The organism is Nocardia elegans NBRC 108235 (assembly GCF_001612845.1).
In the GTDB taxonomy this organism is placed as follows: domain Bacteria; phylum Actinomycetota; class Actinomycetes; order Mycobacteriales; family Mycobacteriaceae; genus Nocardia; species Nocardia nova.
This window is the reverse complement of sequence record NZ_BDBF01000012.1, coordinates 163,121-187,596: the sequence shown is the minus strand read 5'-3', so window position 1 is coordinate 187,596 and position 24,476 is coordinate 163,121. Positions and strand designations below refer to the sequence as shown.

The 24,476-nt window shown below is 69.2% G+C and carries 17 protein-coding genes; 9 read left to right on the top strand and 8 right to left on the bottom strand.

The genetic code is table 11. The annotated features are described in order from the left end of the window. From NE2_RS10770 to NE2_RS10750, 5 genes are all read right to left on the bottom strand, one after another. Positions 1–2,496, bottom strand: a 2,496-nt coding sequence (locus tag NE2_RS10770) for a TIGR02680 family protein (RefSeq protein ID WP_063909354.1), incomplete at its 3' end; no start/stop codon positions are given. A 2-nt stretch (positions 2,497–2,498) separates the two neighbouring features. Beyond that, positions 2,499–3,941, bottom strand: coding sequence for a TIGR02678 family protein (locus NE2_RS10765; RefSeq protein ID WP_063025777.1), 1,443 nt, complete (start codon positions 3,939–3,941; stop codon positions 2,499–2,501). Continuing rightward, entirely contained in the window at positions 3,941–5,449 is a 1,509-nt protein-coding gene (locus NE2_RS10760) for a TIGR02677 family protein (RefSeq protein WP_063025804.1), read from the bottom strand. Before NE2_RS10760 ends, NE2_RS10765 begins: the two co-directional genes overlap by 1 nt. A gap of 159 nt (positions 5,450–5,608) precedes the next feature. Beyond that, positions 5,609–6,373 carry a DUF2127 domain-containing protein gene (locus tag NE2_RS10755; protein ID WP_063025776.1) on the bottom strand — a complete coding sequence of 255 codons (765 nt, stop codon included), beginning with the start codon at positions 6,371–6,373 and terminating at the stop codon, positions 5,609–5,611. 58 nt (positions 6,374–6,431) lie between these two features. Next, positions 6,432–7,547 (bottom strand): NsdA family TPR-like regulatory protein, encoded by a 1,116-nt coding sequence (locus tag NE2_RS10750; RefSeq protein ID WP_228816717.1) that lies wholly within the window; start codon positions 7,545–7,547, stop codon positions 6,432–6,434. 311 nt (positions 7,548–7,858) lie between these two features. Here NE2_RS10750 and NE2_RS10745 point away from each other — a divergent pair, with 311 nt between their 5' ends. After that, positions 7,859–8,164 carry a hypothetical protein gene (locus NE2_RS10745; protein ID WP_036501858.1) on the top strand — a complete coding sequence of 102 codons (306 nt, stop codon included), beginning with the start codon at positions 7,859–7,861 and terminating at the stop codon, positions 8,162–8,164. Positions 8,165–8,236: 72 nt separating this feature from the next. Here NE2_RS10745 and NE2_RS10740 read toward each other — a convergent pair whose 3' ends face one another. Further along, on the bottom strand, positions 8,237–9,097 hold the full coding sequence (locus NE2_RS10740; RefSeq protein WP_210743458.1) for a PAC2 family protein: 861 nt from the start codon (positions 9,095–9,097) through the stop codon (positions 8,237–8,239). Positions 9,098–9,259: 162 nt separating this feature from the next. Between NE2_RS10740 and metH the strand changes: the two genes are divergently transcribed. Continuing rightward, on the top strand, positions 9,260–12,838 hold the full coding sequence (metH, locus tag NE2_RS10735) for a methionine synthase (protein ID WP_063025775.1): 3,579 nt from the start codon (positions 9,260–9,262) through the stop codon (positions 12,836–12,838). Between the two features lie 199 nt (positions 12,839–13,037). Here metH and NE2_RS10730 read toward each other — a convergent pair whose 3' ends face one another. After that, positions 13,038–14,132 (bottom strand): epoxide hydrolase family protein, encoded by a 1,095-nt coding sequence (locus NE2_RS10730; RefSeq protein ID WP_063025774.1) that lies wholly within the window; start codon positions 14,130–14,132, stop codon positions 13,038–13,040. A 517-nt stretch (positions 14,133–14,649) separates the two neighbouring features. Between NE2_RS10730 and NE2_RS10725 the strand changes: the two genes are divergently transcribed. Then, positions 14,650–16,290: a serine/threonine-protein kinase gene (locus NE2_RS10725; RefSeq protein ID WP_063025773.1), complete on the top strand. Its 1,641-nt coding sequence runs from the start codon at positions 14,650–14,652 to the stop codon at positions 16,288–16,290. Between the two features lie 25 nt (positions 16,291–16,315). Further along, complete coding sequence (locus NE2_RS10720; RefSeq protein WP_267888176.1) at positions 16,316–16,981, top strand: HAD family hydrolase; 666 nt, start codon at positions 16,316–16,318, stop codon at positions 16,979–16,981. Here NE2_RS10720 and NE2_RS10715 read toward each other — a convergent pair. Beyond that, positions 16,938–19,487 (bottom strand): ATP-binding protein, encoded by a 2,550-nt coding sequence (locus NE2_RS10715; protein ID WP_063025772.1) that lies wholly within the window; start codon positions 19,485–19,487, stop codon positions 16,938–16,940. The two genes, NE2_RS10720 and NE2_RS10715, sit on opposite strands and share 44 nt — an antisense overlap. 170 nt (positions 19,488–19,657) lie before the next feature. Here NE2_RS10715 and NE2_RS10710 point away from each other — a divergent pair, with 170 nt between their 5' ends. The 5 genes from NE2_RS10710 to NE2_RS10690 all read left to right on the top strand — a co-directional run bounded on the left by NE2_RS10710 (position 19,658) and on the right by NE2_RS10690 (position 24,419). Next, entirely contained in the window at positions 19,658–20,611 is a 954-nt protein-coding gene (locus tag NE2_RS10710) for a HalD/BesD family halogenase (protein ID WP_228816719.1), read from the top strand. 28 nt (positions 20,612–20,639) lie between these two features. Continuing rightward, positions 20,640–21,449 carry a class I SAM-dependent methyltransferase gene (locus NE2_RS10705; RefSeq protein WP_218018585.1) on the top strand — a complete coding sequence of 270 codons (810 nt, stop codon included), beginning with the start codon at positions 20,640–20,642 and terminating at the stop codon, positions 21,447–21,449. Then, entirely contained in the window at positions 21,446–23,260 is a 1,815-nt protein-coding gene (locus NE2_RS10700; RefSeq protein WP_063025770.1) for a choline/carnitine O-acyltransferase, read from the top strand. Before NE2_RS10705 ends, NE2_RS10700 begins: the two co-directional genes overlap by 4 nt. Positions 23,261–23,476: 216 nt before the next feature. Continuing rightward, a complete protein-coding gene (locus NE2_RS10695) occupies positions 23,477–24,070 on the top strand; it encodes a GNAT family N-acetyltransferase (protein ID WP_233429733.1) in 594 nt (197 codons plus the stop codon). A gap of 85 nt (positions 24,071–24,155) precedes the next feature. Then, a complete protein-coding gene (locus tag NE2_RS10690; protein ID WP_030518144.1) occupies positions 24,156–24,419 on the top strand; it encodes a phosphoribosyl-ATP diphosphatase in 264 nt (87 codons plus the stop codon). Positions 24,420–24,476: the final 57 nt, after the last annotated feature.

Genomic DNA, 24,476 nt, shown 5'->3' with positions numbered 1-24,476 from the left:
GTTGCGGGAGGCGGCGACCGCGCGCACCTTCTTGTCGGCCGCGGTGAACGCCGCGACCGCCTGGTCCAGATCGTGTTCGGCCTGCGCCGCCGCCTCGGTATGCGAGCGCAGGACTCCCGCCGCCTCCGACACCGAACGCAGCGCCGCGATCACCGCACTGCTGCGCGGCAATTCCTTCGCGGCGGCCGCCAGCCGGGCCAACTCGCCGGAGGCCTCATCGGCGTCCGCACGAGCGGTCTGTTCGGCCTGTTCGGCGGCCGCGATCTCCTCGGCCAACTCGGCCAGGCGACGTTCCCGGCGTCGGGCCCGGGCGGTGGCGCCGATGAATTCGGCCTGCGGCTTGTGGTGGCGGCCGAACTGCACGCCCTGCCGGAAACCACCGTCACCGCCGACGGCAACGAGGTCGCCGACGTGGGAGCCGTTGTCGCTCAGTGCGATAGAGGCCAGGATTTCGGTGAGGTGGGTGCGCGAGACCGCGGCGATCGGCGAATCGGCATCGTCGCCGACACCGTCCTCGACGACCAGCACCTGCGCGAGAGTGGGACCATCGGGCCGGGCGGTGGGCGGGAGCGGCGTCAGGAAGGTGTCCGAATCAGCCTGCGGCGCCTTGTCATTCGTACCGACCCAGGCGTCGAGCAAGCCCGCGGCTTGCAAAGCCGCCTCGATCCCGGCGGCTCGCTCGGCATCGACGTTGTCGGCGAAACGCACCAGCTGCCACAGCGGCGCGCCGGGACGCGTCGCCCGGGCCTCGGCGCGGCTCTGCGGGGACGGGGGCGCGTCGTCCTGTTCGGCCGCGACCCGCTGCTGTTCGGCACGCAGCGCCGCGGCGCGATCGCGAGCCTGATCGGCGCTCGCGCGGGCCTGACGGCGGCGATCCCGCAGCGCTTCGGTGAGCGATTCGGTGTGCTCGGCCAGCACCTGCGGCAGCGGCGGCGCATCGTCGCCGCCGGCCTCGGCGAGCGCGGCGTCGAGCGCCTCGAACAATCCGGCGGCCACGGGGGAGTACAGCTCACCGTGCAGGTTCCACCAACTACGCAGGGAGGCAGCGGTATTCGCGCGCGCCAGCGCCACCGCGGCCTCCGCCTCGGCCAATTCGGCGGCCGCGGTATCGCGGTGGCGGGCCGCACGCTCGAGGGCTCGCTCCGCGCGGGTGCGGTCGGCCGCGGCGGCATCGGCCACCGTCATCGCCTGGCGCACCGCGCGTACATCGGCGTCGCGTTCCTCGGCGTGACTGCGCACCGTGGTGGTGAGTTGTTCGGTGCGGGCCTGTTCCGGCAGGGCGGCCCAGGCGATTCCGGCCTCCTCGGCCGCCGCGCGCAGTTCGTCCTCGCCGCGGGCCAGGGCCGCGGCGGCGGTGGTGACCGCGGCGGTGGCGCGTTCGTATTCGTCGCCGCGCTGGTCGGCCGCCTGCTGGGCCTTGGTCGCCTTGTCGCGGTGGACCGCCGCCGAGGTCTCGAGCCGCCGCACCGCATCGGCCAGATCGTCGAGCTGCTGTTTGCCCTCGTAGGCGCTGGAGCGCTGCAGCGTCTCCCGATCGGTCAGGGCCTGCTCGTAGGCGCGATCGGCCTCCTCGGCGCGATGCTCGGCGGCGGTGCGCTCGGTCTCGCGCCGCTGCCGCAGTGCCGCGGCGGCGAACAGCGCAGTGCTGCCGTGGGTCACCGCGTCCAACCGCGAGCGCACCTGATCCACATCCGACTTCGCCTGCACCGCAAGATATTTGCGATAGACGTCGACGAAGGTGCGAGTAGCGGAGTCGGCGGCGACCAGCCCCTCGAGCGTGCGGCCGACCTCCTCCATATCGCTGAACGAGCGGGCGGCGTCGAGTATCAGCTGATCGTCGAGCGGGCGCAGACCGTCGGTGAGGGCCTGCGAGAGTCCGCGCGGATCGAGGTTCTTGGCCAGCTGCGGGCGGCGCAGCGTCAGGATCAGATTGATCAACTGGTCGTAGCGCTGCACACCGAGGCCGAACATGCGCGCGTCGATCGCGGCGCGGTAGTCGACGGGGCGGTCCACGATCGCGTCGGTGCCGATCTGCTCGGCCAGCTGTTTGCGGGTGAAGGGCCGATCGTCGGGTCCGATCAGCGAGAAGTCCACGCCCACTCGGCCGTCGGCGACGAAATACCACCGCGTCACCTTGTCCGAGGACCGGGTCGCGCGCATGCCGATGCCGACGGTGACCACCTCGGGATCCGACCAGCGCCCGCGCGCGAATTCCATCCAGACATAGGAATAGGCCGAATCCTGTTTGCGATAGAGCAGATTCGACTTCATCGTGCGCTCTTCACCGGCGAACGGATTCAACCGCCGTGGTTCGATGCGGCCGTCGAAGACGAAGGGGAACAACACCTCCAGCGCCTTGGTCTTGCCGGAGCCGTTCGGCCCGCGCAGCACCAGCCGCCCGTCGGCGAAGCAGAATTCCTGATCGCGGTAGTCCCACAGATTGACGATTCCGGCGCGGGTGGGAATGAAGCGGACACCACCGTGAATGAGGTCCATGGTTACTCCGTCCCCTTTCCTGAGGTACTGGATCCCGCGGCGCCGGCCGGTGCGGTCGCCGGTTCCCCGGTGGCGTGCGCGCCCAGCGATCGTGCTGAGGCGAACAATTCGGTTTCGGCCCGCGTGCGCACGGTGACCACCGCGCCCCGATAGCGGGCCAGCGCGGGCAGTGCCAGGACACCGCCGTCGACCATCTCCACGAGAGACAGCCGCGCCAGCAGACCGACCACCTCGGTGGTGAGCCCGCCCACGTCGGCCTGCCATTGAGCGGCGAACGTCGAACCGTACCGCTCGGTGAGCGCGTGCACGGTCGCGCGAATCCACTCGTCGTCGACGAACGGATGGGTGATCGGCTCGGGACCTTCCTCGTCGGCCGGATCATCCGCGTCGCCGGGTTCCTGCGGCGCCGTGACCAGCGGCGCGAAGACCGTGGCCGCCGGAATGGCGGCATCGAGACCGTCGGCGATGCCGGGGGCGGCGGGCGGGCGCGGTTGCCGGGGCAGCGGATTGTCGAGGTCGAGGACCCGGTCGGCGATCTCGCCGATCAGCAGCAGCGCCACCTGCGCGAGGGTTCCGGTGCTGGGGAAGCGCACATCGGAGAACCGGCCGGAGGTGTCGATCAAGGCCACGCCCTCACCGCGGCGTTCGGCGCGCAGCCCGGTGAGCAACTCCACCTCCGCCACGATCTTCTCGCTGCCCAGCGCGGATTGTTCCGCCGCACCGAGGGTTTCGGTGTAGACGACCGGCAGTTCGATCAGCGCCCGCCGCACCCGGCGCGCGGCCGCGGCGCGCGACGGCACGGAAGCCGTTGCGGCGGAATCGGTGTCGTCGGCGAGCAGGGTGCGCACACTGTGCAGGTGCTGCAACGCGCGCGGCGGCCGGAAGATCGCGAACACCACCGAGCGGTCGATGTCGTAGAGCGCCTCACCCGCTTCTGGGTCGGCGGCCCAGCCACCGGCGTCGCCGTCGGCGAGGGTCAGGGCGCCGCGGGCGGCCAGCCAGGCCACCGCGTCCACGAACGCATCGCGGTCGGCAGCGCGTTCGGTCGACAGGTCCAGCCCCTCCACCCGCACGGCGTAGGCCGCGACCTGATCGGCCAACTCCGACAGCGTGATCTGATCACCGGCGCGACCGAGCGCCGCCAACGCGAGCGACAGATAGGCGTAGCGGCGACGGTCGAAGACACGATCGGCGGGGGTACGGGCGGGACGGCCGGTGTCGAGCCGGTCGGGGATCGGGAACAGCCGAGCCGTGGTCTCGGTGACCTCGAGCCGGTAACCGAGCAGCTCGGCCATGTCCTCGCGCAGTTCCGTGGCCCAGCGCCGGATCAACGGCAGCGCAATGCGATCCGGGAAGGTCCGGGTCACCAGATGATTGGCCAGCAGGACCCGCGCGGCGCGCTGGTAGCTGTCCAATGCCAGCGGGTCGATGGTTTTCGCGTGCATCACGACCGCCCGGAGGCGGTGCGGGCGCGGGAATTCTCGCGCACCTCGAGCCGGCGGTGATCCAGATACAGCAGGCCCTGGGCCGTGCGCACCACCGTGGAGCCGGGATGTTCGCGGACCGTCAGCGTCACGCCGCTGTCGGATCCGGTCGTGCTCACCCGCCCGCTCACGGGCACCCACGCGGTGGAGGCGGCGTCGAGCAGCCGCAGCAGGACCTCGGTTTCACGTTCGTCGAGCACCCGGTCGTGCACATCGGCGGCGGCCAGCGACATCGCGGCCGCCGCGCGGGCCCGCTGCGTCTCCAACTGCGCCTGGCGCAGCCGCCGCACCCCGGCATCGTTGCGCACGAGCCGCGCGGGCGCGCCCGGGGTGGGCTGGCGGCCGGTTTCGGCGAGCGTGCGCGCGATCTCCAGCGGCGCTGCCTCCCACCAGGATCGGTGCGCGGGAATGATGTCGGCGTCGGGATGTTCCATCGACAGGTGCCGGGGTTTGCCCAATCCGAAGACGACGTCGAACAGGGCGTGCGCGCTGTCGGTGGTGGGCGCGGCGGCGAACCAACCGGCCAGATGCCGCAGCGCCGACTCCCGGCTCACCCCGCCCTTGCGCGTTTCGGTCACGCGGCGCAGCAGCGACAGCACCGCCGCGATCGCGCTCATGGTCGCCTCCCGCAACCGTTCGGCCTCGGTCACCGGGGCGGATTCGCCGCCGGGGTCGGGCGCGCCGCGATCGCGGACCGCGACGAACCATCCGCGCAGCCCCTGCCAGCGGGCGCGCCAATCGGCTTCGCGCGCGCCGATGTCCAGCAGCACCCGCTCGTCACAGGACGCGGCGCGGGCGATCAGCGCCTCGGCGCCGGTGTCGTCGACCTCGGCGATCGCGGCCGCCAGCCGGGGCGCGTAGCGGGCCAGATCCATGCTGAATTCGCGCATATGCGCCAGCAGCGCATCCTTGTGTGCGAGAAAGGCTTCCGGCGTGGCCTCGGTCGTGCGGACCAGATCGCCGAGGGTCAGATAGAAATGCGCCGCGCGGTCCGCCAATTCGGACAGCGCGGTGTCGAGTCGCTTCAGAATCCGGTACACCCGCTCGGCGTCGCCGTCGCGATTGGCCTGCGCCAGCGCCCGCAGATCGGCCAGCAGTTCCGGGAGCACCAGCCGCGACAGCGAGGCCTCGTCCAGGCGCGCGCCCAGCACCTCGTTCACCGCCCGGTACGCCTGATATCCGGCCTGCGAGAACTGATACACGTAGTGCCGGTTGCGATATTCGGCGAGCGTCGCCGCGCGGGTGCCGTCGTAACTGCGTTCCAGCACACCCCAGGTGTGCAGCTGTTCGAGCAGCGGCCCGATCTCGGTGGCGGTGGGATGCGGGGCATCCGGCATCCGAGCCAGGGTGTCGGCCACATCGGAGGCATGCAGCAGCACCACATAGGCGGCACGCGCGTGATCGAAGGCGCGCAGCACCCACAGATAGTCGTTGCGCTTGTCGGCGGTGGCGAAGGAGAACAACCGCAGCCGATCCGCGCCCTCGATCACCGTCTCGTCCCGAGTGGGGGAGACGCCGTCGAACAGTGCGGGTTCGGCGGGCAGCAATCGGTCAGCGGACTCGGTCACCGGCACGAGCGTAATACCTGCCTGTGCGCCGCGGCGGCGCACCCGGGCCTCGGCGTGCCGTCACCCCGCCTCGGTGGCGACCGCGGAGCGTTCCACGGTCAGCAGGCTCTCCTCACTGTGCTCGCGATGGTAGGCGGCGCCACCGCCGTTGAGGCCGAACAACCGCTTCGACCACAGCAACCACAGCACCGCGGCGATATTGATCACCAGGGCGCCGGCGCGGACGACGGTGATGCGCTCGGTGAGCTCGTAGATTTCGAGCGGCAGGAACAGCGAGGTGGCGATCACCGCGAAATACTCACCCCAGCGCTGCACGTACCACAGGCCCACGGCCTCGACGAATTCGATGACGGCGTACGCCAGCAACCCCACCGCGATCCAGGTGAGCACGGTCGGCGACAGCGTCCAGCCCTTCTCGATGAACGCCACGATCTTGGAATTGTCGGGATTCCAGCCGATCTGGTCGGCGAGCGGACGGATCAGCGGCAGCTCGCGATCGAATGCGGTATGCAGCTGCTCCTGCGAATTGCGCACCTTGAACACCCCGGCGGCCAGCACCACGAACACCAGCCCGCGGATCACCCGTTCGGTGGCCAGCAGCCGCATGATCAGCCGGTCGCGCAGCAGCCGCCCGCGCGGCACCTCGGGCGCCGCGTCGGCCGGGCCGCGCCCGCGCGGCTCGCCGATCACGAAGTTCCCGCAGCGCAGACACCGCCAGGCCTCGCCGGCGGCCGTCGAAACATGCAGGCGCGCAGCCAGTTCCGCTTCGTCGGGGGCGTAGGTGGCGTGCCCGTGCCACGAGCAGCTGCGCAGACTGAAGTCCATTCGTCGCAGCGTACAACCCCGGCGGCATCGTGCAATTCAGCGGCGCAGGCGAATCCGCTCAGCTCGTCGACAGGACCCGCAGCTGCTCGAGATAGGTGCGCGTGCGGGGATCGGACGGATAGCGCTCGATCATCTCCCGCGCCGCCTCGCCCGCGATCCACAGCAGCGAGGGCAGCGAGCGGCGCTTGCCCTCGAACGCGCGCATCGCCTCGTCGACCGCGAGCTCCAGATCGCGATCGCGGACCGCTACGACGGCCAGGGTCAGCTGTGCCTCGGATACGCGCATCGGCTGACGGACCGAACCGTCGAGGCCCGTGGCGCTGCGGATCACCTGGCGGGCATAGGCTTCCGCGGGGCGGTTGTCGCCGGCGACCCGGCAGCAATCCATGGCGTAGAAGTCGAACTTCTGCGCGTCGACCACGAAGTGGTTGTCCAGATTTGCGGGATTGTCCAATTGCCGCAAGATATCTCGGCCGCGCTCGAGGGCGCGTTCCATCGCCTCGCGATCGCCGATGCGGGCCCACGCCTTGGCCTGCTGCGCGGCCAGCTGTACGCCGACGCCCATGCCGCGGCAGTTGTCCAGGGCGGACTCGGCCACCTCGATCGCACCGCGGTAGTTGCCCTGCGTGATGGCGAACCAGGCCGCCATTTCCGCACCCCAGCCGACGATTTCGGGATGGTCGGCCTCCTGTCCCAGTGACAGGGCCGCGCGGCGGGTCGCCTCCGCGGCGGTGCGCCGGCCCAGGTCGTAGTCGACACATCCGACCAGCAACGCCACCCAACCGGCGAGGACCAGCACCTCGCGATGCTGGGCAAGGGTCAGCCGCCCGTCCAGCAGTGAGGTGATGCGCCGCAGCCACGCCGTGCCCTCGGTGTGCAGTTCGTGCGGGTCGGCGAAGGGATATTCGCAGCACAGCCGCTCGGCGGTGATGCGAATGGCATCCAGTGTGGCCGAAGAGATGTCGGACATCCGTAGCCGGCCGATGAACTCGAGCGTGTCCATTCCCGTTGACGACAAAAGTTCGTCGTCCCGATTCGGGCGCGCCTTGGGGAAAAACGCCGCGGTGACGGTGTCGAACGCCGCCGCGATGATCGGCGCGTAGAAATCGTCCGGGCGCGACTCGCCCGATTCCCAACGGCGCCAATTGCGTAGGAGGGTACTGTCTGTCGGCAAGTTGTGGGATGACTTCGCGCGCATCGCACGGACGGCATCCGCTTGGGACCACCCCCGGGCGTCGCGTTCGGAGCGCATCCTGACAGCCCAGACGGGTCGATCGTCACTCACGGCCACGTCTGTAGTATCCCACCAGTTAACGCGAGTTGGACCCAATAGGGCACGCGGTTGTCCGTCATTGACATCTGCAATTGCATTTGCCGATGACGGATGCTCGATTCGGGCGGTTTTCCCGTCCGCAGAAGGTGATCCACTAGCAGGTGATCCACAACAGAACAGCGAGTCCCTTACACATCCAAACGGAGGTTCGGGTGGAAGCGTTGATCTATGGATACGTGCGTGACGATTTGGCCGACGGTCACGCCGCCGAGCTGGAGGATGCGATGTGCACCCTGGCCAGCGAAGTCGGCCTCTGCTTCGCCGCGACGTTCCATGAATCGACCCAGGGTGACGGCGCCGCGTTCGCCGAACTCACGGCCGAGCTCAAGCGGGCCGAGGCACACCATGTGGTGGTTCCGTCACTCGATCATCTTGCGGGCCAGACCATTCCGCGCGACGTGCTCATCGCGAAACTGGCTCACGACGCGGAGGCCCAGGTGCTGACCATCGAGACCTGACCGCGCGCGGCTGTCGCCGGACACGCGTTCGCGGGACCCGCCCGCCGGCCGAGTGTCCGGCGCCGCCACCGGCTACAAGCCGAATCCGCCCTTGCCGCCGCCTCGCCGGCGCAGATACTTCTCGAATTCCGCGGCGATCGCATCGCCATCGATCTTGGCCATCGCGTCGTCGAGGTCGACCGCGGCGTCGCCGCGCTCCTCCAGCGACCGCACGTATTCGGTGACCTCCTCGTCACCTTCGGTCATCTCGTCGACCGCGGACTCCCAGTCCTCGGCCTGCGCGGGCAACTCGCCCAGCGGCACCTCGATATCGAGCACGTCCTCGACCCGGCGCAACAGCGCGATGGTCGCCTTCGGATTCGGCGGCTGGGAGACGTAGTGGGGAACCGCGGCCCAGAACGAGATCGCCGGCACGCCCGCTCGCACACACGCGTCCTGCAGTACGCCGGTGATGCCGGTCGGGCCCTCGTAGCGAGTTTGTTCCAGGCTGAACTGTTCGGCCGCTTCCTTGCTGTAGGCGGTGCCGGTGACCGGGACCGGCCGGGTGTGCGGGGTGTCCGCGAGCAGTGCTCCCAGAATCACCACCGTCGTGACCTGCAGTTGCTCGATCAGTTCGATGATGTCGGAGCAGAACGCTCGCCAGCGCATATTCGGCTCGATGCCGTGCAGCAACACGATGTCGCGCTCACTACCGGGAGGTGAGCACACCGACAGGGTGGTCGAGGGCCACTGGATCTCGCGGGTCACGCCGTCGACCTGGCGCACGGTCGGCCGGTTGACCTGGTAATCGTAGTAGTCTTCGGAATCCAGTTCGGCCAGCGGTTCGGCGTCCCAGATCAGTTCCAGATGTTCGACGGCGCCGCTGGCGGCGTCGGCCGCGTCGTTCCAGCCTTCGAAGGCGGCGACGAGAACCGGATCACGCAACGTCGGCATTGCCGGATCGGATGAGGCACTGGGGTTCACCCGGTCAGCCTACGGCTTGGCGGCGGTGTCGTTCACCGCATATTGCGGGATACCGCGTGTCGGGAGCGATGTGGCACGGGCCGCCCGGTCCGGTGGTCAGGATTGTCGGGGCCGCCCACTACTCTGGGGTACATGTCTGTGTCCTCCCGCGCCGAGTTCGATACCACGTTGCTCGACACGCTTGCCCGGCGTGTCGTGATCGGCGACGGTGCGATGGGCACGATGTTGCAGGCCGCGGATCTGACGCTCGACGACTTCCGTGGCCTCGAAGGATGCAACGAGATCCTGAACGAGACCCGCCCCGACGTGCTGCGCGGCATTCACCGCGCCTATTACGAGGCCGGCGCCGACGCGGTCGAGACCAACACCTTCGGCTGCAATCTGCCCAACCTGGCCGACTACGACATCGCCGACCGGATCCGCGATCTGTCCGAACGCGGCACCCGGCTCGCCCGCGAGGTCGCCGACGAGATGGGCCCGTCCGCCGACGGCACGCCCCGCTACGTCCTGGGGTCGATGGGGCCCGGTACCAAACTGCCCACCCTGGGCCACGCTCCCTTCGTCGCGCTGCGCGACGCCTACGCCGAGGCCGCGCTCGGCATGCTCGACGGGGGCGCGGATGCCATCCTGATCGAGACCTGCCAGGACCTGCTGCAGGTGAAGGCCGCGGTCACCGGTAGCCGCAGGGCCATGGAACGGGTCGGGCGGCGCATTCCGATCATCACCCACGTGACGGTCGAGACCACCGGAACCATGCTGGTCGGCAGTGAGATCGGTGCGGCGCTGACCGCGATCGAGCCGCTCGGCGTCGATATGATCGGTCTCAATTGCGCCACCGGCCCGGACGAGATGAGCGAACATCTGCGCCATCTGTCCAAGCACGCCCAGCTGCCGGTGTCGGTGATGCCGAACGCGGGGCTGCCGGTGCTGGGGGCCAACGGCGCCGAATATCCGCTCACCCCGGGCGAATTGGCGAGCGCGCTGCACGGCTTCGTCACCGAATTCGGCCTCGCGCTGGTGGGCGGCTGCTGCGGCACCACCCCGCAGCACATCCGCGAGGTCGCCGACGCGGTCGCGAATGTCGCTCCGGCGCAGCGCAATCCGGCTCACGAGCCGAGCGTGTCCTCCATGTACACCTCGGTGCCGTTCGAACAGGACGCCTCGATCATGATGATCGGCGAGCGCACCAACGCCAACGGCTCCAAGGCATTCCGCGAGGCGATGCTGGCCGGCGACTGGCAGAAATGCCTCGACATCGCCAAGGACCAGACCCGCGACGGCGCGCACATGCTGGATCTGTGTGTCGACTACGTCGGCCGCGACGGCAGCGTCGACATGGCCGAGCTGGCGGGCCGGCTGGCCACCGCCTCGACGCTGCCGATCATGCTCGACTCCACCGAGCCGCCGGTGCTGCAGGCCGGCCTGGAACATCTGGGCGGGCGGTGCGCGGTCAACTCGGTGAACTACGAGGACGGCGCCGGGCCGGATTCGCGCTTCCAGCAGATCATGCGCCTGGTGGCCGAGCACGGCGCCGCCGTGGTGGCGCTTACCATCGACGAGGACGGCCAGGCTCGCACCGCGGAGAAGAAGGTCGAGATCGCCGAGCGCCTGATCGCCGACATCACCGGCAACTGGGGGCTGGCCGAGAGCGACATCATCGTCGACTGCCTGACCTTCACCCTCGGCACCGGCCAGGAGGAGTCGCGGCGCGACGGTGTGGAGACCATCGAGGGCATCCGCGAACTCAAGCGCCGTCACCCGCAGGTGCAGACCACCCTCGGCCTGTCGAACATCTCCTTCGGCCTCAACCCGGCCGCGCGGCAGGTGCTGAATTCGGTGTTCATGCACGAATGCGTCGAGGCCGGACTGGATTCCGCGATCGTGCACGCCTCCAAGATCCTGCCGATGAGCCGGATCCCGGAGGATCAGCGCACCGCGGCACTGGATCTGATCTACGACCGCCGCCGCGAGGGCTACGACCCGCTGCAGACGCTGATGGCCATGTTCGAGGGCGTGTCGGCCGCCTCGGCCAAGGCCTCCCGCGCCGACGAGCTGGCCGCGTTGCCGCTGTTCGAACGCCTCGAGCGGCGCATCGTCGACGGCGACCGCAACGGGCTGCAAGAAGATCTGGACGCGGCCATGCAGGAGGTGCCGCCGCTGCAGATCATCAACGAAACGCTGCTGTCGGGGATGAAGACCGTCGGTGAGCTGTTCGGCTCCGGTCAGATGCAGCTGCCGTTCGTGCTGCAGTCCGCCGAGGTGATGAAGGCCGCCGTGGCGCATCTGGAACCGCATATGGAGGCCACCGACGACTCCGGCAAGGGCCGCATCGTGCTGGCCACGGTCAAGGGCGACGTGCACGACATCGGCAAGAACCTCGTCGACATCATCCTGTCGAACAACGGCTACGAGGTCGTCAATCTCGGTATCAAACAACCGATTTCGGCGATCCTGGACGCGGCGACCGACAAGAAGGCCGATGTGATCGGCATGTCCGGTCTGCTGGTCAAGTCGACGGTGGTGATGAAGGAGAACCTCGAGGAGATGAACACCCGCGGGGTCGCCGACCAGTTCCCGGTGCTGCTGGGCGGCGCCGCGCTGACCCGCGCCTACGTCGAGAACGATCTGACCGACGTCTACGCCGGCGATGTGCACTATGCCCGCGACGCGTTCGAGGGCCTGCGCCTGATGGACGACATCATGACCCGCAAGCGTGGCGGCGCGGGCGATCCGGACAGTCCCGACGCCGAGGCCGAACGTGCCAAGGCCGCCGAGCGCAAGGCCCGCCACGAGCGGTCCAAGCGCATCGCGGCGGAACGACGTGCCAAGGAGGTGCCCGTCGAGGTGCCCGAACGCTCGGACGTGGCCGCCGATCTGCCGGTGCCCGTGCCGCCGTTCTGGGGCACCCGGGTGATCAAGGGCCTCGCGGTGGGCGAATACTCGGGCCTGCTGGACGAGCGCGCGCTGTTCCTGGGGCAATGGGGTCTGCGCGGGCAGCGTGGCGGGGAGGGGCCGAGCTACGAGGAACTGGTCGAATCCGACGGCCGCCCGCGGCTGCGGTACTGGCTGGACCGGTTGTCCACCGAGGGCGTGCTGCAGCATGCGGCAGTGGTCTACGGCTACTTCCCGGCCGTATCCGAGGGGGACGATGTGATCGTTCTCACCGAGCCGGATCCGGCTGCGCCGCAACGCTATCGGTTCACCTTCCCCCGTCAGCAGCGCGACCGGTTCCTGTGCATCGCCGACTTCGTGCGCTCGCGGAAGCTGGCCGTGGAGCGCGGACAGGTCGACGTGCTGCCGTTCCAGCTGGTCACCATGGGCCAGCCGATCGCCGATTTCGCCAACGAGCTGTTCGCGGCGAACAACTATCGCGACTACCTCGAGGTGCACGGCATCGGCGTGCAGCTCACCGAGGCGCTGGCCGAGTACTGGCACCGCCGGATTCGCGAAGAGCTTGTGCTGGAAGGACATTCGGTCGCCGACGAGGACCCCGCCGAGGTGACGGATTACTTCAAACTCGGCTACCGTGGCGCACGCTACTCCTTCGGTTACGGGGCCTGCCCCGAACTCGAGGACCGCGCGAAACTGGTGTCGCTGCTGGAGGCGGACCGGATCGGCGTGTCGCTGTCGGAGGAGTTGCAGCTGCATCCGGAACAGTCCACCGATGCCTTCGTCCTGCTGCATCCGGAAGCAAAATACTTCAACGCGTAAGTAATCTCCGGTAACACGTCAGTGCAGGCGGGGAGCGGGGAATCCGCCCCCACCAGCGCGAGTGTGGGTGGTCTACCCGGTGTCGAAGCAGACCCGTGGATAGGGCGAAATGCTGTCTGCGGGAGTGCAGTTCGCCGTTCGGTCCAGGCCGTCGACGACCGCAACGTCCTCGGACGAGACGGGAACGAAAAGTCGATGTCTACGAATGCGTTGTGAAGAAGATGTCGATGTCGTTCGCGAGTTCGGTCGGCGCTTGGTGAGCGGCGTAGTGACCGCCGCCTTGGAATTGGTTCCAGGAAACGATGTTGCGATGGTCGCGGTGGGCGAAGCGGGGAATCGAGGCGAAGACATCACCGGTGAACTCGGCGAGGGCGACCGGTATCGAGGTCGGTTCGCTCGGTCGCGGAGCGCGGGAATCTTCGTGGTAGAAGCCGATGGCGGATCCCGCCGTCCCGGTCAGCCAGTAGATCATCACATTTGTGACGGTGAAGTCGCGGTCCACGCCGTCGCCGAACAGTTGTGCGTTCCAGGCGAGCAGTCCTGCGGGGGAATCGGCAAGGGCATGAGCCAATGTGTGAGGCTGGTTGGCGTGCACTGTCAGATAGGCGCCCTCGGCGGCCATAAACCGTTGTAGACGTCGCCATCGGTCGAGGCTGTCGGGGTCGAGGTCGGTGAGCTCGCCGGGCGCTCCGGAGGGCGTCGAGAAGATCTGGGTGACGTGGACTCCGGTGACATGTTCGCTGTCGAGGTGCCCGAGTTCGAGGGAGATGGTCGAGCCGACGTCGTTGCCGACCGCGCCGTATCGGTCGTAGCCGAGCCGGTTCATCAGTTCTGCCCACGCTCTGGCCGTGCGCTGCCTGTTCCATCCCCGATCGCTCAGGGGCGCGGAGTAACCGAAGCCCGGGATCGACGGAATGACAAGGTGGTAGCCGGCGCGGGTCAGTGGTTCGATGATGTCGAGGTATTCCACCACCGTGCCCGGCCAGCCATGGGTGAGGATCAGCGGCAACCCGTCCGGCCGATCGGACCGGACGTGCAGGAAATGGATTATCTGCCCGTCGATCTCAGTGGTGTACTGCGGGTAGGAGTTCAGTAGCCCTTCCCATGAACGCCAGTCGTAGCCGGTTCGCCAATACTCCACCAGTTCTCGTACGTAGGACGTGGAAATACCGGCGTCTATGAAAGATTCATTGGCGAATCGGGTTTGCGCCAAACGGCGTGCCAGGTCATCGAGCGTGTCATCGGACACGTCGACTCGGAACGCGGCAATCTGTGCACTCTTCGAAGCAGACATGACAGTATGCTGTCAAAATGACAGTATGCTGTCAATGGGCGATGGTGTCGGCAGGATTTCGGATGCGCGGGTTTGTGGACGGGACGCACGCGCCGCGGCATGTCTGTGAGTAGACCCAGCTGGCTAACCTGGTACGTGTGTCGGAGCTGCTGAGTACAGGGGGTACCGGGATGCGTCGATCACGGTGAACACGTACGGTCACCTGATGCCTGATAGCCACACTCACGGTCTCGCGCAGCGGTGGACGCTGTGTGGTCGACGGCCTCCGATTGCGAGACGGCCTCTGGACGGCCTGGGTCTGCCGATGGCCGGGAAGGGGTTGGCGATGGGATCGTCGATTTGGCTGCCTGGTAGGCCTGTACCTGCTGGTTTGTCCGGGTGTTCGGCTGGGTTGTCGTTGAGGTGAGCGGCCGGAGCGTAGCTCAAAATACTTCAACGCGTAGGATTTTGGCGTTTCCGGGCGTCACGCAGAGTGGCAAGGCGGCTCGGCGTGTGAGCGCAGGAGGGGTTGGACACCATGAGTTCAGATCGGCTGATCGCCGGGCGGTACCGACTGGCCGATCCCATCGGCAGCGGGGCCATGGGGGTCGTGTGGCGCGCCAGTGACGTCCGGCTGCGGCGCACCGTCGCGGTCAAGCAGCTGCTGCTGGCGCCGGGACTGACCAAGGCGCAGGCGCTGGAGGCGAAGATGCGCGCGATGCGCGAGGGGCGCATCGCGGCGCGGCTGCACCATCAGAACGCGGTCACCGTCTTCGACGTCGCGGAAGAGGACGGCCAGCCCTGGCTGGTGATGGAATACGTCGACGCGCAGAGCCTCGCGGCGCTGATGCGCGACAAGGGGCCGCTCGAACCGCGCGAAGTGGCCCGGATCGGGGCGAAGGTCGCCGCGGCGCTGGCGGCCGCGCACGACGCCGGCATCGTGCACCGGGACGTGAAGCCCGCGAACATCCTCGTCGCCGACAACGGGACGGTGAAGATCACCGACTTCGGGATCTCGCGGGCCGTCGGCGACGTCACGGTCACCTCGACCGGCTTCCTGGCCGGCACTCCGGCGTACCTGTCGCCGGAGATCGCGCGCGGTGAGGATCCGGAACCGGCGTCGGACGTGTTCGCGCTGGGGTCGACGCTGTATGCGGCGGTCGAGGGCGCGCCGCCGTTCGGTGAGGGCGACAATCCGCTGGCGGTACTACATTCGGTGGTCAGTGCCAAGGTGCCCGAGCCAAAGCGCGCCGAATCGTTGGGTCCGGTGCTGATGAGCCTGCTGGCCGCCGACGGCGCCGACCGGCCGACCATGCGGGAAGCGCAGCAGGCGCTCGAGGCTGTCGCCGACGGCCGATCGGCGGCGTTGGTCCCCGCGGCCACCAAGGTGCTGCCGCAACCGGGCGCCGATGCCGCCGCGACCACGGTGCTGTCGGCTCCCGAGAAGACGGCACCCGCGCCCACCCCCTCTGGTGCCGGATCCACGGCGAGAACGCCCGCGCCGCATCCGAAACCGGGCCCGCTGCGCGATCGGCGGATCTGGGCGGTCGCCGCTGCCGCCGTTCTCGTTGTCGCGGTGATCGTCGGTTTGGTGGCGACGTCCGGGTCCGACGACAACCACAGCGCAGCGGCGGGGGACGGCACCACCTCGGCGCCGGAGCAATCCTCGGCGACCGCTTTCGCGCCGCCTGGCGCCGCGACCCCGGACGCGCCCGGTGGATCCTCGTCCAACGGTGCGGGGGGTAGCGCGTCGCTCGGCAGCCCCGTGCCCAGCGGCCAGGTCCCGCCCGGCCCGGCGCCGAGCGGTGCCCCGGCGCCCGGCGCGAGCGCCACCCGGCCGGCCCCGCCCGGAACCAGCGCTCCCTATGGCCCGGCCCAGCCGGCCGATATCGCGAGCTTCATCTCCGGCTACTACGGCATGCTGCCCGGTAACACCAGCGGCGCGTGGGCCGAGCTGGCACCGTCGTACCAGTCCCAGACCGGCGGCTACGCGCAGTACTCGAATTTCTGGTCGACGGTGTCGTCGGTGCGGGTCGGCGGGGTGACCCAGAGCGGTCCCGGGCGGGCGGTCGCGACGCTCACCTATACCCTGAAGAACGGGACCGTCACCTCCGAGAGCCGCTGGTTCACGGTGGATACGGCCACCGGCCGGATGCTCATCACCGCGTCGGGAACCTGATGCGGAATCGGAAGGAGAGCTCCGGGTGACTGTGGCCGCCGTGCTGTGGGATATGGACGGCACCCTGCTGGATTCGGAGAAGCTCTGGGATATCGGCGTGCGCGAACTCGCCGAGGAGCTCGGCGGCCGGATGACCGACGCCATCCGGCACGCGCTGATCGGCGCCGACGCCCGCAACGCGCTGCGGATCCTGTTCGACGGCCTGGGCCTGGAGCTCGACCCGGCGGCGATGCTGGCGGCGGGCCAGTGGCTGGAGCGCCGGGTCACCGAACTGATGGCCGGGCCCATCCCGTGGCGGCCCGGTGCCCAGGACGCACTGGCCACGCTGCGGACGGCGGGCCTGCCGGCCGCCCTGGTGACCAACACCAAGCGGTCGATCACCGAGCTGTGCCTGGAAACGCTGGGCCGTCACATGTTCGACGTCTCGGTCTGCGGCGACGAGGTCGACAGCGGCAAACCCGCGCCCGATCCCTATCTGCGCGCCGCGCGGTTGCTCGGTGTCGCGCCGGAAGAGTGTGTGGCCGTGGAGGATTCGCCTACCGGCTCCTCCGCCGCACTGGCCGCGGGATGCCGGGTGCTGGTGGTGCCGTGTGAGATCGCGGTCCCGGCACGGCCCGGACTCGAATTCCGCGAATCCCTGGTAGGCCTCACCGTCGACGAGCTTGCCCTGGTTCACGCCGGCGCCCGCTGACCCGCGCCACCGAGTCCGCCGGTGCGGGCACGGCGCGGAGTCGGCGTGGCCTCGGTGCGTGGTCCGCGCCGACGCGGCGTTCGGGTGGCACCAGCGGTGCGATTTCGGCGCGCGACGCGACGGCCAGCTTCCGCAGGACGGCGGCTATCTGGGCGTCCACCGTGCGCGCCGAACTACCCCGCCGGTCCGCAATGGCGCTGTTGGTCCACCCGGCCGCCGCCAGCGCGGCGACCTCCTGTTCGGCTTGGGTCAGCAGATCCCATTCCGGCGCGTGCGGTGTGATCGCGAACTCGTCCGGCACGGCGATGTCGCAGGCGAGCCGGCTGATCTCCCGCAGTGCCGTGCACACCGCGGTTCCCTCGCGATACGCCGCGTCGAAGGTGTGCGGACCCACCAGCCGCCGGATTCCGTCCGCCGCGCGGTCGGTCTCCGCCACGAAGGGCCGCAGTTGCGCGATCTCGACGCCGAGCCGGCGGCGCAGCGCCGCGGCGGCGCCGAGCAGTCGCGCGATCTCCACGGCCGTCGTGTGCGGCGCGACCGCAGGTGGCGCGGCGAGAGTCAGCCGCGCCAGTGCCCACGCCCGTGCGTGGACGGACCACACCACACCCCAGGTGTCGCGTGTCGCGACCTGGCGCGCCAGGGTGGCGGGCGCCGCCGCGGCGGCCCACCGCGCGTCGCCGTGCAAGGTTTCGGCGATGATCCGCGCGATCTCGGCCCACGACTTCGCCCAGTCCGCGCCCGAATCCGACACCGCCTCGAGATGGCGGGCGGTCACGGCGAGGGCCTGCTCGGAGGTGCCGAGGAAGGCGGCGGCGAGTGCCTCGAACAGCGCGCTGATCGCCGCATGCCCGTAATCGGCTGCGGCGGTGTATTTTTCGCGGGCGCGCGCCAGCAGCACCAGCGCCCGCACATCCTGGTCGACGAGCATCAGCCGGCAGCCGAGGGTGAAGGCCACCGGCGCCGGGAGCGCGACGTCGGCGGTGGGATCGGCGGCCACTCGGGCCCGTGCCGTCGGGTCGGGCACCGCGGCCGTCACACAGCGATCGAGTAACGCCTCGGCCTCGTGGGGCAGGCCCTGGCACAAGCAGATCCAGGCGATCGTCGCCATCGCCCGGATCCGCAGCGGCTCGGGCGCCGAGGTGGCGGCGGCCAGCGTCTTCTCGGCGCGGCGCCGTGATTCGCGCAACGAACCCCGGAAGAAGGGGACGTGCAACGCGATCATTCCGAGCGCGATCTCCAGCCCGGCCACCGCGTCGTCGGGCGAGTCCAGACTGCGGTCGATGGCGACCAGCAGGTTGTCCCACGACGCCCGCGCCCATTGCGGCAATCGGCCCTCGCCGTCGTCGGTGCTCGTGATCCGGTCGCGGTAGTAGCGGCGGTGCCGGTCCGCGAGCCGCCGCGGCTCGCGCGGATCGCGTTCGGCCAGGCGCTCCCGGGCGAACAGCCGCAGACTCTCCAGCAGCGAATAGCGCACCTCGCGGGCGCTCACATGCACGGTGACCAGCGATTGGTCGGCCAGCCGTTCCAGCAGCTCCTCGATGTCGGTGGCGGCCGGCTCCGCCGCGGCGTCGGGTCCGGCGCACACGGCCACGATCGCGTCGAGGTCGGCTCCCACCTCGAGACTCGCATCGTCCTCGGCGTCGGCCGGATTGACGTCGTATCCGGGCGCGAAGACCGACATCCGCTCGAACAGCAGCCGTTCCCGCGCGTCGCACAGTTCGAACGACCACGCGATCACGTCGGTGATACCGCGATGGCGGGCATCCGCGCCGATCACAGTGGCGGGCGGCCAGTGCAGACGGGTGTCCCCGGCGCGGCCGTCGAGATCGCGCAGAATCATGGCCGGTGGCCGCCGCCGCAACCGCGCCGCGGCGAGCCGGATGTGCAGCGGGTAGTGGTGCAGATGCCGGCAGATGGCGGCGACCGTCTCGGCAGTGTCCGGGCTCAGCACGGCACCGGTCAGCGCCGCGCGCCGGTGAAACAACTCCACGGCTTGGCGCTGGGTCAACGGTGGGAGCGGTAGGAGCTGCTCGTCGATCCAGCCGATGGGGCGGCGGCTGGTGGCCAGTACCGTCAGGCCCGGCACCGTCTCGATCAGTTCGGCGATCACCTGACCGGCGCCCTCGGTGACGTGCTCGCAATTGTCCATGACCAGCACCGGGGGCGCGGCGCCGGCATCGAGGGTTTCGATCAGCGCCGGCCACGGTGCCCGACCGGAGAAGTCGTGGTCGGCGACCGCACGGACCACCTCGTCGGCGACTCCGGCCGCGTCGGTGCCCGCCGCCAGGCGGGCCAGGCGCACCCAGTGCACGCGCCGCTCGCCGGTCCGGGGCAACCGGTGCACGGCCTCGGTGACCAGGCGGGTCTTGCCCAGACCACCCGCACCGATCACCGTGATCAGCCGCGCGGACCCGGCGAGCAGGGTCGCCAGCCGTTCCAGTTCCGGCTCGCGGCCGATGAATTCGTCGGAGGTGGTCGGCACGGTGCCCACCCGCAGTGGCGCCATCTCGCGACCCTACCGCCCATGCGCGGCGGCCGGATTGGCAGCGGTGCGTCGCGCGACGTTGTGGTGGCGAATATCGCTGGCGCACATGGTTACTCGAGGGTTTGTGAGGTTTCCCAATGATATCGGGGAATCTGCTGTGTAATGGCGCCCGGCAGGTCACAATGATCTTCATGGCGGCGACAGGGGGTTGTGGCAACGTGGGTGCACCGAGCCGGGTGGACGGCGAAACAGCTGGGGCAGAAGGTAGTTCGGAACGGGTCGACGCGGCGGCTCCGGCCCTCGCTGCCGTCGTCGATACCGAGCGCTATCCGCTCGACGCACCCGGCAGCGCCCGGTGGGACGAGGTGGTGCGCCGAGCGCGCGACGACCTCGCCGCCGACGGCTGCACCGTCCTGCCCGGATTCGTCCGCCCGGATCTGCTGGCCACGTTGCGCGACGAGGGCGCCGAACTCGCCCCGCACGCCTATTACACGGTCGAGAAGGTCAACGCGTACAACATTCCGCTCGACAGCGACCTGCCTCCCGACCATCCGGCCACGATCGTGCTCGAGCGCGGAAACGCCTTCGTCGCGCGGGATCTCATTCCGCCCACCGCGGTGATCCAGGTGCTCTACACGAGCGCGGCGTTCCAGCGATTGGTCGCCGAATGCTTCGGGTTGCCACAGCTGCACGAATACACCGATCCGCTGGCGGGATTGTGTCTCAACGTGGTGGCGCCCGGCATGTCGCATCCGTGGCATTTCGACACCAACGAATTCACGGTCTCGATGCTGACGCAGGAACCGGACGCGGGCGGCGTCTTCGAATACTGCCCGCGCATCCGGACGCCGCAAGCGGAAAATCTGGCCGATGTGCGGGCCGTGCTCACCGGATCGGGCGACTCGTTCATCCGGCGGCTCACACTGCGCCCCGGCGATCTGCAACTGTTCCAAGGCCGTTTCTCCCTGCACCGGGTCTCGCCGGTGGAGGGCACCACCCAGCGCCACAGCGCGATCTTCGCCTACAGCGACCGCCCGGGCATCGTGGGCGCGGTCGAACGCACCCGGCAGCTGTTCGGGCGGGTTCTTCCGGACCATCTGGCCGCGGCGGGCAATGCCGTACGCGGTGACCGACTTCTCGACTGATCACCCGTTCGACTCAGGAGGATCGCCCGTGACGGTTTCGATGCACAGCACCGGAAAAGCTTCGTTCGACGACATCTACGACCGCCCCGATCCGAGCGCCTACTGCCGCCGGATGGCCGAATTGGATTACTGCATACCGGAATTGGCCAAACCCGCCTTCCTGGAGCTGTTCGCAGACTACGAGGCGCGCACCGGCACCGTGCCGACCGTCCTGGATCTGGGGTGCTCCTACGGGGTGAACGCGGCGCTGCTGCGTTTCGGGACCACCGTAGCCGATCTGGCCGAGCACTACGGTGATGCCGATACCGCCACCTGTATCGCCCGCGACCGCGCCCGCCTGGTCGCCGACGACCGGCTGCCTCGGATCCGCTTCATCGGTATGGACGCCTCCGCGCCGGCGTTGGACTACGCGGCGGCCACCGGACTGCTGCACGAGACCGTCCACGCCGATCTGGAGGCGGGCGATCCCACCGAGGCACAGCGCAAGATCATCGGCTCGGCCGATCTGGTGATCTCCACGGGCTGCGTCGGTTACGTCACCGGCCGCACTCTCACACGGGTGGCTCGCGCGCACGGCACCCGGCTACCGTGGATGGCACACTTCGTGCTGCGGATGTACGCCTTCGAACCGATCGCGCGCGAACTCGCCGCCCTGGGGTACCGGACCGAGCGCCGTCCCGGCACCTTCCGGCAGCGCCGTTTCGCCTCCGCCGCCGAAAAGCAACAGGTACTGAATACGCTGACCGCCAACGGAATAGATCCGACCGGCTACGAATCCGACGGCTGGCTGCACGCCGAACTCTACATATCCACACCGACCCCCGAGGACCGCCCGTGACCGACCGTACCTTCGCCTTCGACGATCAGCTGCCGCGCGTGCCGCTGCCCACGCTCGACGACAGCTGCGCGCGTTTCCTGCAGTGGTCGCGGCCGCTGCTGTCGGAGGACGAATACGCCGATACCGAGCGCGCCGTGGCCGATCTGCTGCGCGCCGACGGTCCGGCCCGGATCCTGCACGCCGATCTGGAGCGGTTCGACCGCACCCCCGGTGTGGGCAGCTGGCTCGACGAGTTCTGGCCCTCACGCTATCTGGGCCGTCGCGACCGGATCGCGGTCAACGCCAACTTCTTCTTCCTGTTCCGCAACGACACGCCACTGGCGCAGTCCACCTCGGATCAGCAGGCCGATCGCGCCGCCGCGCTGATCACCGCCGCGGTGAACTACAAACTGCTGCTCGATCGGGAGGAGATCCCGCCGGTCGTGCTACGCGGAGCGCACTTTTCGATGGCGCAGAACAAATTCCTGTTCTCCGAGACCAGGATTCCGGGCGATCCGCAAGACAGCGTGCGCGTGCCCTACAGCGATGAATGGCCGGGCCCGTCGCAGGCGGGCCACATCGTGGTCTTCCACCACGGCGCCATGTTCCGGATGGAGGTCATCGGCGCCGGCGGGGCGCCGCACGCCCCGGAGGACCTCGCCGACGGTCTGCGGGCCGTGCTCAAGGCGGCGCCCGATCAGCTGCCCGTCGACTCCTCGGCCGGACATCTCACCACCATGGCGCGGGCCGAATGGGCCGGCGTGCGTGGCCGTCTGCTGGAAGATCCGGTGAACGCGGCGGCGCTGGAGGTGATCGAAACCGCACTGTTCTGCGTCTGCCTCGACGATGTGACCCCCGCCGATCAGCTCGCGGCCAGTGATCAACTGCTGCACGGCGACAGCGGTAACCGGTGGTTCGACAAGGCGGTCTCGCTGATCGTCTTCGCAGACGGCAGCGCCGGTATCAATGTCGAACACTGCGGACTCGACGGCACCACCATCCTGTCGTTCGTCGACCGGCTGCTCGAGGCTCCGGCCGCCGAGCATGCCGCGCAGTCGGGGGCGCAGCCACAGGGGCTGCCCTCGGTGGAGCCGATCGAATTCCGGCTCGACGATCGGTTGCGCGGTGAGATCTCCTCGGCCGCAGCCGCATTCGCGCAGTTCGTCGCCGACAACGCGACGACCACGGTGTCGTTCGACCACTTCGGCACGGCCCGCGCCAAGGAGCTCGGCATCTCGCCGGACGCCTTCGCGCAGCTGAGCTATCAGCTCGCCCATCAGCGCAGCAAGGGAATGATCGGGGCCACCTACGAATCGATCGCGACCCGGCAGTATCGCAACGGCCGCACCGAGGCCATGCGCGTGGTGACCCCGCAGATCCTGGAATTCGTTGCCACCATGGACGATTCGTCGGCCGATGCGGCGACGAAGCTGGCCGCCGCCCGCACGGCCGCGACCGCCCATGTGGAGCGCGCCAAGCAATGCCAGCGCGGCGAGGCGCCGGAACAGCATCTCTGGGAGCTGCAATGGGTGCAGCGCCGGCGAGGCGCCGAACTGGGCGCCACGGAGCCGATGCCCTTCTTCGACAGCCCGGGCTGGATCATCACCCGCGACGACTATCTGAGCACGAGCTCGGCGCCTTCGGCGAATATCGAATACTTCGGTTTCGGCTGCACCAGCCAGAAGTGCATCGGCATCGCCTACGTCCTGCTGCCGGATCGCTGGAACATCTACCTCGCGACGCCGAAATCCGTTGCGGAGCAGATGTATCGGTTCGCCGACGAACTGCGGACCGCGGTGTCGGAACTGGAGGAACTGCTCGCCTCCGCCTGATCGGGGACTACGCCCGAGCCGGCCGCCACCCCACCCGGGTGACAGGCGGCTCGGGTGCCGGTCGTATCGGGGGATGGCCGCGGCGAACCGCATTCGCGCGAGACTGCCGCGGCCGCACCGGTTTCGGTCCACAGGTACCGTCACCGGGGCGCAGGCCCCTGCCGCTCCGGTCTCGGCGCGTGGTGGGCGTGCACCCGGATTGCTAGCCTCGTTCCCGTGGTCGACTCGGTGATGCCGCAGTTCGCCTGGCGCCAGGTGACACCGGCGGATTTCGCGCTGCTGGGGCATTGGCTGGCGCAACCGCATGTGCGGCGGTGGTGGCATCACGACTTCGACGCCGCATCCGTCGAACGTGATTTCGGGCCGACCGCGCGCGGGGAGGTGGCGGCCGAAGATCTGCTCGTCAGTGCCGACGGCGAACCCGTAGGGCTGGTGCAGCGCATTCGCTGGGCGGACTGGCCCGAGTATGTGGAGCAGATGCGGCCGATACTCGACGTGCCCGGCGAGGCCGTGTCACTGGACTACCTGATCGGCGAGCCGGGGCGGGTCGGCCGCGGCCTGGGTTCGGCGATGCTGCGCGCGGTGGTGGCGGCGAGCTGGGCCGACTATCCGCGCGCCGACTGCATCGTCATTCCCGTCGCCGCCGCGAACCGGGCGTCCTGGCGGGCGCTGGAGAAGGCCGGTCTGCACCGGGTCGCGGAAGGGGAGCTGCCGCCGGACAACCCGATCGACGACGGATGGCATTACGTCTATCGCGTCGACCGCCCGCGCGAGGCGCCGGCAGCACCGCCGCCGGGTGCCGGACGGTGACCGCGCGCACACCCGCGGCAACCGCGGCGCCCCCGCCGATAACCGATTGCGGGACATATGCGGTCGTCTGAAAGAATGGCCTCCCGTGAAGACTTTCGAAACCCTGTTCGCCGAGCTGCAGGATCGTGCGGCCAACCGTCCGGAAGGTTCCGCAACCGTGGCGGCATTGGACGCCGGGGTCCATGCGCAGGGCAAGAAGGTGATCGAAGAGGCCGGTGAGGTGTGGATCGCCGCCGAACACGAGACCGACGAACAGCTGGCCGAAGAGATCTCCCAGCTCCTGTACTGGGTGCAGGTGCTCATGGTGGGCCGCGGTCTGCGGCTCGAGGACGTGTACCGACATCTGTGACGGGTGAGACCCGGGCCGCCACGGCTACCGGGCGAAAAGGTTCGACCGCTCCCTGAC

Excerpts from the sequence above, each read along its gene's own strand:
- NE2_RS10765 (WP_063025777.1), bottom strand. The coding sequence starts at position 3,941 with ATGCACGCGAAAACCATCGACCCGCTGGCATTGGACAGCTACCAGCGC.
- NE2_RS10755 (WP_063025776.1), bottom strand. The coding sequence starts at position 6,373 with ATGGACTTCAGTCTGCGCAGCTGCTCGTGGCACGGGCACGCCACCTAC.
- NE2_RS10740 (WP_210743458.1), bottom strand. The coding sequence starts at position 9,097 with ATGCCGACGTTGCGTGATCCGGTTCTCGTCGCCGCCTTCGAAGGCTGG.
- metH (WP_063025775.1), top strand. The coding sequence starts at position 9,260 with ATGTCTGTGTCCTCCCGCGCCGAGTTCGATACCACGTTGCTCGACACG.
- NE2_RS10730 (WP_063025774.1), bottom strand. The coding sequence starts at position 14,132 with ATGTCTGCTTCGAAGAGTGCACAGATTGCCGCGTTCCGAGTCGACGTG.
- NE2_RS10725 (WP_063025773.1), top strand. The coding sequence starts at position 14,650 with ATGAGTTCAGATCGGCTGATCGCCGGGCGGTACCGACTGGCCGATCCC.
- NE2_RS10715 (WP_063025772.1), bottom strand. The coding sequence starts at position 19,487 with ATGGCGCCACTGCGGGTGGGCACCGTGCCGACCACCTCCGACGAATTC.
- NE2_RS10710 (WP_228816719.1), top strand. The coding sequence starts at position 19,658 with ATGGCGGCGACAGGGGGTTGTGGCAACGTGGGTGCACCGAGCCGGGTG.